Genomic DNA, 2,631 nt, shown 5'->3' on the forward strand with positions numbered 1-2,631 from the left:
TGAATAATAGCTGTCTCACAAGAGCGATTGGGACGAAAGCCATAACTATACTCTGAGAAGTGTCTTTCACAGATTGGACTGATGGTTTGAACAATCGCTTGTTGTACCATTCTGTCCATGACTGTAGGGATTCCAAGATTTCGGACGCCACCATTTGGCTTAGGAATTTCAACTCGTAAAACTGGTTGAGGTTTGTACTTCCTCTGCTTTATAAGTTCCTTGGTTTCTCGCCAATGTTGCCGTAGGAAATTATCCATTTCCTCAATGGTAACTCCGTCGATACCAGCAGAACCCTTGTTTCTTTTTACATGATGATAGGCTTCAAGCATATTGTTCCGAGATAATATCTTATCTAGCAATTCTGACATGTGCGTATTCCTTTCTTGTTTCGGTGTCTGAGGGACATCTTAGATTCGTGAACCTTCTCCTAGTCAATACGTGACCGTCTCCAGTTCTATCAGACCGTTCTTTTACAGACACAAGTGAAGTAGGATTACTTCGGTTAATTGTTCGCCCCTTCGCTCCATTTCCATTACAGAAACTTCATCACTACTATGGGTTCGGCTGACTTCTCATGATTCGTTGTTACTACGTCTACGACGCTCATGAGACCTCACGGGATAAGTCGTATATCTTTCCTCGTTTACTCTCGTGATCTACGCATATAGGTTACGACTACCTTTTGGGACTTTAGAGTTTTCAGCCTCCTCATCCACTACATACGCCTTCATATCACATTTCTGTTCGTAGAGCCACGATTTCGCTATCCCTTCCTCTCCCCGCTACCTCACGATAGTCAGGCTTGGGAGTCGCTATTGGGTTCACCGGTAGCAGGTGCCCACAGAGGACTTGCACCTCAGATATACGACATGCCCGTCGTACTGAAAAGATTCCAAGCTTGCCAGCTTGGAATCGGGGGGAGTCGGGAAACTTCGGTTCCCGACTAAGGCATGGAACTCGTTAGAGGTCGCTGCCGTCCCCCACCACAGGGGAAGCATCTCATAGAAATTCGAAAGAAGCCAGGGTACAGTCATTAAAAAGCTACAATTATCAAATTCCATGACTATCGGTTTTCAGGAATTCCACACAACTTGCAAAAGAACCGATTTCTCTAGGTGCTTCTTAATTGGCGTAATCATAGCCTAATTTTTCCTTGATCGATTCAAATAACTCCAAAATAGGCTGAGGGGTGCTCTTCTTGAATCGAAAACGAGGAGTCTGTTCATCTGGATAACTTGTTTCTACCCAAGGATGAACCTCATGATAAAACTGTAATTCTTCTTTACTAGGTAAGGCCATTACTTCCATCTTAATACCCCCTCTACCTTGGCTAGTATCTAGATTACAACAAGATTAATTCCTTACCGACAATATCTGTCACCCCATTATCGATAACAGATAGATCAGCTCTATCACTTCTCCCCTGTGACATGGCGATAAGGGCATCCTTAAATACCTTACCTCCAATGGAAACGTCTGTATGATTTTGAAAATCATTTGGAAGGTTACGATCTAGCTGGATAACAAGGCGTCTACCAAATTTTCTAACTTTGATGATTCTCATTTTGCAACCTCCTTATTTCTTCTTTGTAATAAGCAATATCCTTCTTAACTTGTCTTACCTCAATATCCGGAATTTTGAACCTCTCCATCTCTAAAATCGATTTTTCTTTAGCTCGAACTTCATTAATAGCGACACTTAGAGCAGTACCATCATTTTCTCCTCTCAAATACTGCTCTGCATGCTCCAGTTCTTCAATCAAAGCAGAAATCGATATCTTTTCCCTCATCAAGATTGTATAAGCATCTAGAGTAACAGCTTCAGCATTTTTTTCATTCAAATAGTCAATCGCATCACTATCTGAAATAAATTCACCACCACGTTTTCTAAATTTCCTAGATAGACGATTTATCTGCTCTGCCGAAGCAACTGATAAGATATTGTGATTGATTGTCTTCTTCCGATACATACTTCTCACATATTAATTATACACTTTCCTTCATTTTGGAACAACGAATTACTGTACCATTCCCCTTTTCCTTTTAGCAAAAATCTTCCCCAAATGGATTACAGTTACCAAGGCAGGAGAGACTCTAGAAGATTATTGGAACAATCGAGTAGAGGCTAATTTCTAGTCCCTCTCACACCACCGTGCGTGCCGTTCGGCACACGGCGGTTCAACTAACTTTTAACGCATGTCGTTTAAGATAGAAATCTAGACAAGAAACCAGTCCTCTTTTAGTAAGGGCTGGTTTTGATATAGCTCGCTTTAAGACTGACTTTTGTGCCACTAGTTGATAGTGGTTACCCCAGCCAGATACTTTATCGGCTATCCATTTCGGAACACCTAGTTTCAGAAGTCCCCATAGTCGTCTCGATTTTTTCTTCCATTGCTTCCAGATAATGACTCGGATACGAGTTCGTAAACGCTCATCTATTTGCGTCAGTATCGTCTTCATATTACCAAGTGAGAAGTAATTTACCCAACCGCGGATAACCCAATTTAATCGTTCAATCCGTGTCGTTAGGTCAATGCTCCACTTCCTCGTCGTTAGTCGCTTCAGCTTGCGCTTAAAACTCTGTACACTATCTTGATGGGGACGGCATTTCCAGCCTTTCGGAGATTTCCA

5 protein-coding genes are annotated in these 2,631 nt (G+C 41.9%); all 5 read right to left on the reverse strand.

Annotated features, from left to right (window positions below; all coding sequences use genetic code 11):
- Positions 1–368, reverse strand: a 368-nt coding sequence (locus HZY94_RS08900; protein WP_257151910.1) for a reverse transcriptase domain-containing protein, incomplete at its 3' end; no start/stop codon positions are given.
- Positions 369–1,122: 754 nt separating this feature from the next.
- On the reverse strand, positions 1,123–1,308 hold the full coding sequence (locus HZY94_RS08905) for a hypothetical protein (RefSeq protein WP_179925854.1): 186 nt from the start codon (positions 1,306–1,308) through the stop codon (positions 1,123–1,125).
- Positions 1,309–1,342: 34 nt separating this feature from the next.
- Complete coding sequence (locus HZY94_RS08910; protein ID WP_179925855.1) at positions 1,343–1,564, reverse strand: hypothetical protein; 222 nt, start codon at positions 1,562–1,564, stop codon at positions 1,343–1,345.
- Positions 1,545–1,979, reverse strand: coding sequence for a hypothetical protein (locus HZY94_RS08915; RefSeq protein WP_179925856.1), 435 nt, complete (start codon positions 1,977–1,979; stop codon positions 1,545–1,547). Before HZY94_RS08915 ends, HZY94_RS08910 begins: the two co-directional genes overlap by 20 nt.
- Before the next feature lie 199 nt (positions 1,980–2,178).
- Positions 2,179–2,631, reverse strand: a 453-nt coding sequence (locus HZY94_RS08920; protein ID WP_306538575.1) for a group II intron maturase-specific domain-containing protein, incomplete at its 5' end; no start/stop codon positions are given.

This window comes from Streptococcus danieliae, from assembly GCF_013415245.1.
Taxonomy (GTDB): domain Bacteria; phylum Bacillota; class Bacilli; order Lactobacillales; family Streptococcaceae; genus Streptococcus; species Streptococcus danieliae_A.

Excerpts from the sequence above, each read along its gene's own strand:
- HZY94_RS08905 (WP_179925854.1), bottom strand. The coding sequence starts at position 1,308 with ATGGAAGTAATGGCCTTACCTAGTAAAGAAGAATTACAGTTTTATCAT.
- HZY94_RS08910 (WP_179925855.1), bottom strand. The coding sequence starts at position 1,564 with ATGAGAATCATCAAAGTTAGAAAATTTGGTAGACGCCTTGTTATCCAG.